This is a genomic window from Thermus sp., assembly GCF_039793865.1.
In the GTDB taxonomy this organism is placed as follows: domain Bacteria; phylum Deinococcota; class Deinococci; order Deinococcales; family Thermaceae; genus Thermus.
This window is the reverse complement of record NZ_JBAMMI010000033.1, coordinates 1-7,506: the sequence shown is the minus strand read 5'-3', so window position 1 is coordinate 7,506 and position 7,506 is coordinate 1. Positions and strand designations below refer to the sequence as shown.

Below are 7,506 nucleotides of genomic sequence, written 5' to 3'. Positions count from 1 at the left end.
ATCGTTGGCGCGGGCTTCACCGGGGCCACCTTGGCGGAGCGGCTGGCCTCGGCGGGAAAGCGGGTCCTGGTGGTGGACAAAAGGAACCACATCGGGGGGAACGCCTACGACAAGATGGACCCCCACGGGGTCCTCGTCCACCGCTATGGCCCCCACATCTTCCACACAAACAGCAAAAAGGTCTTTGACTACCTCTCCCGCTTCACGGAATGGCGCCCTTACTACCACCGGGTCCGCGGCGTGGTGGAGGGCAAGGAGGTCCCCCTCCCCTTCAGCCTCGCCACCCTCCGCGCCCTCTTCTCCCCAAGGCTTGCCGACCGCTTGGAGGAGAAGCTCGTCTCCCGCTTCGGCTACGGGGCCCGGGTGCCCATCCTCCGCCTCCGGGAGGAGGGGGACCCCGACCTGAAGTTCCTCGCGGACTACGTCTACCGCAACGTCTTTGAGGGCTACACCCTGAAGCAGTGGGGCCTGCGCCCCGAGGAGCTCTCTCCTTCCGTCACCGCACGGGTGCCGGTCCTGGTGAGCCACGACACCCGCTACTTCCAGGACACCTACCAGGCCATGCCCAAGGAGGGCTACACCGCCCTCTTCCGCCGGATGCTCGCCCACCCCAACATCAAGGTGCTGCTGCAGGCGGACTGGAGGGAGGTGGAGGGCGAGGTGCGCTTTGACCGTCTCATTTTCACCGGGCCCATAGACGAGTTCTTCGGCTACCTCCACGGGCCCCTGCCCTACCGTTCCCTAAGCTTCCGGATGGAGTTTCGCGGTAGACCTTGGGTGCAGGAGGTGGGCACGGTGAACTACCCTAACGAGCACCCCTACACCCGCACCACGGAGTTCAAGCACCTTACCGGGCAGGACTACCTGTCGCACACCGTTCTCTGCTACGAGTACCCGGAGGCCTACGAGCCCGGGAGGAACGAGCCCTACTACCCGGTGCCCAGGGAGGAGAGCGAGGAACGTTACCAAAGGTATTTGGAGGAAGCGAAGCGGCTCAAGGGCGTTTACTTCGCGGGAAGGCTTGGGGACTACCGCTACTACAACATGGACCAGGCGGTGGCCCGGGCGCTGAAGCTTTTTGAGGAGCTGAACGATGGGTGAGAAGGTCTGCGCGGTCATCGTGACCCACAACCGGAAGGAGCTTCTAAGGGAGTGCCTCCAGGCTGTCCTCTCCCAAACCCGCCCCCCGGACCACGTCCTGGTGGTGGACAACGCCTCCACCGATGGCACGGGGGAGATGCTTAAGGAAGAGTTCCCGGAGGTGGAGGTCCTCAGGCTCCCCGAGAACCGAGGGGGAGCAGGGGGGTTCCACGAGGGGATGAGGCGGGGGTGCGAGGCCGGGTACGACTGGATTTGGGTCATGGACGATGACCTTATCCCCAAACCCTCAGCGTTGGAACGTCTGATCCAAGCCATTCATAACCTTGAATCGGAGCGCCCTGCAATCCTGGCCAGCCGGGTTGTCTGGAAAGACGGTTCCCTTCACCCCATGAATACCCCATGGCCGAAGCTTATTCCTTTTTCCGAGTATTTGCGTTTCCGCTCACAAGGCATCCCACCGATCCGCTTCGCCGCTTACACGTCCCTACTGGTGGCTACCTGGGCCCTAAAGCTTTACGGCTACCCCTGCCCCGAGTTCTTCATTCGCGCGGACGACTTGGAGCACACAGGTCGCATCCTGCGCTACGAAAAGGGCTTCTGGGTCTTAAACAGCGTGGCCATTCACAAGACCCCCACCAAATACACCTCTGCGAGCGCCCATCCTGAACGGTTCTTTTACGAGGTGCGGAATCGCATATGGACAGTAAGAGGGCCTGCTTACCGCCCTTTAGAGAAGGGCCTGTTGCTCCTCAACCTGGCCGGTAGCACCTTGGAGTACCTGTGGCGCACGGGCTGGAGCAAAGGATGGCCTATTATAAAGAAGGGCATCAAGGCTGGCCTGACCAGCTCTCCTGACTGGAAAGGTTGCGGGGCCCAGGTAAGATAGGACCGTGCGCCTCTACCGCGTAGGCCTCTTCACCGACGTCTACTTCCCCAACCCCAACGGGGTCACCACCAGCGTCTACCTTCTCCTAAGGGAGTTAAGGCGCATGGGGCACGAGGCCTGGGTCATCGCCCCGGCGCACCCCGAGGCCCCGGAGGGCGAGGAGGGGGTGGTCCGGGTCCCCTCCGTGGCCTACCCCTTCTACGAGGGACAGCAGATCGCCCTTCCCTCGGCCCGCTACCTGCCCACGGACTTTGAGCTGGTCCACACCCACACCCCCTTGACCCTTGGGGTGTGGGGCCTGAGGATCGCCCGGAGCAAAAACCTCCCCCACGTATCCACCTTCCACACCCACTACGAGAAGTACGCCCACTACGTGCCCGGGCTGGCCATCCTGGACAAGTACACCGGCATCGTTCCCAGGCTGGCCAAGGCCTTCTACAACCGGGTGGAGGTGGTCATCGCCCCCACGGAGCCCGTAAAGCGCCTGGCGGAAAGCTACGGGATAGAAAGACCCATACGGGTGATCCCCACGGGGATTGACAACCGCCTCCTGGAGGAAGCCCCCCTCCCCTCCCCTTCCCCCTGGCCCGAGGGCAAGAGGCGCCTCATCACCGTGGGGCGGCTGGGGAAGGAAAAGAGCTTTGACGTGGTCCTGAGGGCGGTAGCGGATATCGCTAAGGAGGAAGACGTCTTCCTGGTCCACATCGGGGAAGGCCCCGAGCTTCCCCACCTCCAGGCCCTCGCCAAGGAACTCGGGATCGCCGAACGGGTGCGCTTCCTGGGCCCGGTGCCCTACCGCCTCATCGGGGGCTACTACCGCCTGGCGGAGCTCTTTCTCTTCGCTAGCGAGACGGAGACCCAGGGCCTGGTGATCTGGGAGGCCCAGGCCATGGGGGTCCCGGTGGTGGCCGTGGGGGCAGAGGGGGTGCTGGAGGGGGTCCTGGACGGCAAGACGGGGTACCTGGTGCCCCCCAAGGACCACCTCGCCCTGGCGGCGAGGGCCCTGGAACTCCTCAGGGACGAGGAGAAGCGGCGGCGCTTCAGCCTAGAGGCCCGGGCCTTCGCCCTGGAGCGCTCGGCGGAGGCCATCGCCGAAAGGGTCGTGGCCATTTATGACGAGGCGAGCGAGATCCTCCGGGCTGAGCCCAGGAGGCTCATCTTTCCCTTTCCCCGCCTCCCCCGAAGTAACCTCGAGGATCGCCCAGGAGGTTTCTAGCCTGGCGGAGCAAAAAGGGAAGCCACCCCCCCTTGAGCCTCCGGGCCGAGGTGAGGACCAGGGCCTCGGGGACGTAGCGCACCGGGCCTAAGGCCTTGAGCTTCCAGCCTAAAAGAACGTCCTCCCTCGCCTCCACCTCGGGGAAGCCCCCCGCCCGGAGGGCCGCCTCCTTCAGGACCATCATGTTGGCCCCGGCGAGGTTAGGCCGCCCGAGGAGGGCCATGAGGTTAAGGAAGGCCCGGTAGCCCCACTCGGAAAAGGCGGCCTCCCAAGGGGAAACCCCATAGAAGCGCAAAGGCCCGTAGAGGGCCACGGCCCCTGGCGCTTTTTCGGCAAGCCTTTCCAGCCAGCGGGGCGTGGGCAGGGAGTCGGCGTCGGTCATGGCCACCCACTCCCCCCGGGCCGCCAAAAGCCCCGCCTGCCGGGCGAAGGCCACCCCCTTCCTCCCGCACAGGACCACCCTCGCCCCCAAGGCCTCCGCCACCTCCCGGGTGCGGTCTGAGGAGGCGTTGTCCACCACGATGACCTCGAGAGGCTTGAGGGTCTGGGCGAAGACGGCCTCGAGGGCCCCGGGAAGGTAGGCCTCCTCGTTGTGGGCGGGGATCACCACGCTGATCCGCACGGGTATACTTTAGCGTGTTTCGCTACCTGCCGTGGGCCCGGGAAGGGCTTTCCGTCCTCTTCCGCCTCCTCCTGGCCGTGGGCCTCATGGAAGGGGTGCGGAGCGGCTATTTCGCCGGTCTTCTGCCCTTCTACGCCCCAGAAAGGCTTCACCTGGGCCCCACCGCCTTTACCCTGGCCTACACCCTCCACCAGCTGGCGGAAAACCTCTCCAAAAGCCTCGGAGGGCTTCTGGCCGAACGGGTGGGCTTCGGGTTGACGGCGAGCCTTTCCGCCTTCACCGGGCTTCTCGCCCTCCTCCTCACCCCCATGGCCCAGGAGGCCTGGCTCCTGTGGGCTATGGGGCTTCTTTGGGGCCTCTCCATGTCCACCCTCTACCCGGGCCTCATGACCTACGCCAGCCGCATCGCCCTCCCGGGAAGGGAGGCCCGGGCGCTTTCCTTCACCCTCACCCTGGTCATGCCCTGGGTGGGGATCGGCCTCGTGGGGGTGGGCCAGGTGGCCCAGCGCCATCCCGAAGTGGGCCTTCACCTCCTCCTCTGGGGCCAGGCCCTGGGCCTGGGCCTGGCGCTGAGCCTTCTCCGTTTCCGCATCCCCGTGCCGCCGCCAAGCCGGGAACGCTACCCCCTCTTTCGCCTTCTCCTCTTCTTGCCCGCCGCCTTCGGCCAAACCTTCGCGCCCGCCTTGGTCTCCCTTTTCCTCCTGCGCTTTGCCAAGGAGAGGCTCGGCCTTGAGCCCGTGGAGCTGGGGGGTCTCCTCTTTCTGGGAGGAGGGCTCGCCTTCGGCCTCCTCCCCTTCACCGGGCGCCTGGTGGACCGGAGGGGCTACCGGCCGGCCCTGGTGGGCGGGCTCGGCCTCTTGGGCCTGGCCATGTTGCGCCTGGCCTTCGCCCCCTCCTTTGGGGAGGTGACCCTCCTAACCCTTTTGGCCGGGGTAGGCTTCAGCCTCTTTATGCCCGGCTGGAACGGCTTCCTGGCCAAAAACCTGCCCCAGGAGAACCGCGCCGCCATCTGGGGTACCCTGATGAGCGTGGAGGGGATGGGGGTCGCCCTGGGACCGGTGGTGGGAGGTGCCCTTTGGGAAAGCTTTGGCCTTCACGCCCCTTTCCTCGCGGGCGGCTTCATTTTTCTCCTCCTGAGCCTCTTCTACGCCCTATTCTTAGGGAGGGGTAGATGGAACTAGCCCTCGGCCTTCTCCTCCTCTACGGCCTCTCCGACCTACTCTTCCGCTTCCTCGGGGTGGGGGCCTACGCCCACGGGAGCAGGCGGGAGCCCAAGGTGGCCCTCACCTTTGACGACGGCCCTTCGGAAGCCACGGAAGCCCTCCTCGCCCTCCTCGCCCGCCACGGGGTCAAGGCCACCTTCTTCCTCACCGGGGAACGGGCCAAGGCCAGGCCGGACCTGGTGGAGGCCATAAGACGGGAAGGCCACCAGGTGGAGGACCACGGGGAGGGACACCGGGCCCTTTCGCTCCTCCTCCCCTGGGTAGAGTGGCGGCACATGGCCCAAAACCCCGGGCGCTACTACCGACCGCCCCACGGCCTCCACACCCCCTTCACCCGCCTCTTCGCCCGCCTCTTGGGAAAGCGCGTTGCCCTTTGGGACCTCGAGGCCAAGGACTGGCTCCCCCTTCCCCCTGAGGCCCTGGCGGAAAGGCTCCTTTACTACCTGCGACCCGGGTCCATCGTTCTCCTCCACGACGGGCCGGAGCGCACCCTAAGGCTCTTGGAGCGGGCCCTGCCGGAGATGCTCCGCCTGGGGTACCGGCCCACCACCCTAGATGACCTCGCCCCCCTCCCCCTCTCCCCCAGGCTCGCCCTCATCCGGGGGCTCCAGGGGTTTGAAGAGCGCTACAACACCAAGCGCAGGGTGGTGCGGGCGGGGCTTGGCCCCTTTGACCTCTTCCGCCTGGAGAAGAAGCCCTTTCCCGGCCCCGCCCTTCCCGGCCTCCCCCGGGGCACCCCCGCCATGGAGCTCCACCTGGAAAGCCAGAGGCTTATGGAACTCACCCCCTTTGAGGCGGTCCGCCACCTGCGGCGAAGCCTCGGGAGGGTGGCGGAGAGGGTGGCCGAAGACCCCGAGGTCCGCCTCGTTTACGGGTACACCTACCTGGCGGACGGGGGGAGGATCCTCGGCCTCAAGACCGCAGACCTCCCCCTATGGCCGAGACTGGTGGCGGGGCTCGCCAGCGCCTGGTTCCTTTGGCTTTACCGGGGGGAGCTCCCCAAGCGGAAAAGGCCCCCGGCCCGGATGGCCTACCTCAGCCGGGAGGAGCTTCTCGCGCTATACCCACCGTCCACTCCCGCTTCCCCACCCCCCGCACCCGGTGGACCCGGAAGCCCGCAAGGAGGAGGGCCCGCCTGAAGGCGCTTTGGGCGGAGTAGGTGGCGAGCCTCCCGCCCCGCTTTAAGCTCCTCCGGAGCTTGATAAGAACGGGAAGGGACCAGGCCTCGGGGTTGGCCCTGGGGCTGAAGGGGTCCAGAAAGACCGCCGTGGCCCAGCGGGCGGGCAGGGCCACCTCCCGCACGTCCAGGAAGAAGAGGCGAAGCTCCCCCCAAGGGCCCTGGAAGCGGGGGGTGGGCCAGGCCCGAAGGAGCTCGGCGAACACCGCCTCCGCCCGGGGCAAGGGAAGGGGGATTTGCGCCAAGACCTCCTTGGGCAGGGGCTCCCGCTCCACCGCCAGGTAGGAAAGCCGCACCCCCCGCAAAAGGGCGCTTTCCAGGGCCACCCGGAAGTTCACCCCAAGCCCGAAGCCCACCTCCAGGACCCGGGGGGCAGGGTGGAGGTGGGTGAGGGTTTTTTCCAGGTAAAGCCTCCGCGCCTGGAGAAGCGCCCCCTGCCTGGGGTGGTAGGCCTCCCCGTACCCCGGGTGGAAGAGGGTGGGGGTGCCGTCTTGGGTGAGGCGAAGCTCCATCCTTATGGCTAGAATACCCCCATGGAGCTCACCCTTCTGGACAAGCTCTCCGGAACCCTGGCGAACGCCGCCACCGTGGCCCTGGGCACGGGGCTCGGCCTCCTCCTCCGGGGCAGGCTCCCCGAGCGCATGGCCCGGATCATGGTGCAGGGGGTGGGGCTCACCACCCTCTCCATCGGCCTCTCCATGGCCCAGGCCCTGGGGAAGGCGAAGGGGGGCGCGGTGGACGGGGTCGTGCTGGGCCTCGTGGCCTTGGTGCTGGGGGGGCTTTTGGGGGAGTGGGCCCGGCTGGAGGAGGGCCTCGAGGGCCTCGGGGAGAAGATCAAGCAGGCGGTGCGGGGCGGGGGGAGCTTCACCGAGGGCTTCGTGGCGGCGAGCCTCCTCTTCTGCGTGGGGCCCATGACCCTTTTGGGCTCCATCCAAAACGGCCTCACCGGGGACGCGAGCCTCCTCCTCCTCAAGGCCACCCTGGACGGGCTCTCCTCCATCGCCCTCACCAGCTCCTTCGGCGTGGGCGTGGGCTTCAGCGTCCTGGTGATCCTCCTCTACCAAGGGGGGGTGGCCCTCCTGGCGGGCACCCTGGCCCAGGCCCTCCCCAACCCGGGGGCGGACCCCAGGGTGCTCCTGGTGACCGGGGTGGGGGGGCTCATGGTGCTCGGGGTGGGGATCAACCTCCTCGGCCTCACCCGGGTGCGGGTGGCCTCCTTCCTCCCCGCCCTCCTCCTCGCCCCCCTGGTCTGGGCCTTGGCGGACTGGCTGAGCTAAGATA

General features: G+C 67.0%; 8 protein-coding genes. 6 read left to right on the top strand and 2 right to left on the bottom strand.

The window, feature by feature from the left end; genetic code table 11:
* The 3 genes from glf to ABJK26_RS03100 all read left to right on the top strand — a co-directional run.
* The coding region (gene glf / locus ABJK26_RS03110) for a UDP-galactopyranose mutase (protein WP_347240770.1) at positions 1 to 1,101 on the top strand (1,101 nt) is incomplete at its 5' end.
* Positions 1,094 to 1,987 (top strand): glycosyltransferase family 2 protein, encoded by an 894-nt coding sequence (locus ABJK26_RS03105; RefSeq protein WP_347240769.1) that lies wholly within the window; start codon positions 1,094 to 1,096, stop codon positions 1,985 to 1,987. The genes glf and ABJK26_RS03105, both read left to right, overlap by 8 nt.
* 4 nt (positions 1,988 to 1,991) lie before the next feature.
* Complete coding sequence (locus ABJK26_RS03100; RefSeq protein ID WP_347240768.1) at positions 1,992 to 3,203, top strand: glycosyltransferase family 4 protein; 1,212 nt, start codon at positions 1,992 to 1,994, stop codon at positions 3,201 to 3,203.
* Here the strand turns inward: ABJK26_RS03100 and ABJK26_RS03095 are convergent.
* Positions 3,142 to 3,825 carry a glycosyltransferase family 2 protein gene (locus ABJK26_RS03095; RefSeq protein ID WP_347240766.1) on the bottom strand — a complete coding sequence of 228 codons (684 nt, stop codon included), beginning with the start codon at positions 3,823 to 3,825 and terminating at the stop codon, positions 3,142 to 3,144. The genes ABJK26_RS03100 and ABJK26_RS03095 overlap by 62 nt on opposite strands.
* A gap of 14 nt (positions 3,826 to 3,839) precedes the next feature.
* On the opposite strand from ABJK26_RS03095, the gene ABJK26_RS03090 reads away from it, so the two are divergent.
* Together ABJK26_RS03090 and ABJK26_RS03085 are read left to right on the top strand one after the other, a co-directional pair.
* Entirely contained in the window at positions 3,840 to 5,006 is a 1,167-nt protein-coding gene (locus ABJK26_RS03090) for an MFS transporter (protein ID WP_347240765.1), read from the top strand.
* On the top strand, positions 4,997 to 6,187 hold the full coding sequence (locus ABJK26_RS03085) for a polysaccharide deacetylase family protein (RefSeq protein ID WP_347240764.1): 1,191 nt from the start codon (positions 4,997 to 4,999) through the stop codon (positions 6,185 to 6,187). Before ABJK26_RS03090 ends, ABJK26_RS03085 begins: the two co-directional genes overlap by 10 nt.
* Here ABJK26_RS03085 and mnmD read toward each other — a convergent pair.
* Positions 6,084 to 6,737: a tRNA (5-methylaminomethyl-2-thiouridine)(34)-methyltransferase MnmD gene (gene mnmD / locus ABJK26_RS03080; RefSeq protein ID WP_347240763.1), complete on the bottom strand. Its 654-nt coding sequence runs from the start codon at positions 6,735 to 6,737 to the stop codon at positions 6,084 to 6,086. The genes ABJK26_RS03085 and mnmD overlap by 104 nt on opposite strands.
* A 21-nt stretch (positions 6,738 to 6,758) precedes the next feature.
* Between mnmD and ABJK26_RS03075 the strand changes: the two genes are divergently transcribed.
* Positions 6,759 to 7,502: a DUF554 domain-containing protein gene (locus tag ABJK26_RS03075; protein ID WP_347240762.1), complete on the top strand. Its 744-nt coding sequence runs from the start codon at positions 6,759 to 6,761 to the stop codon at positions 7,500 to 7,502.
* Positions 7,503 to 7,506: the final 4 nt, after the last annotated feature.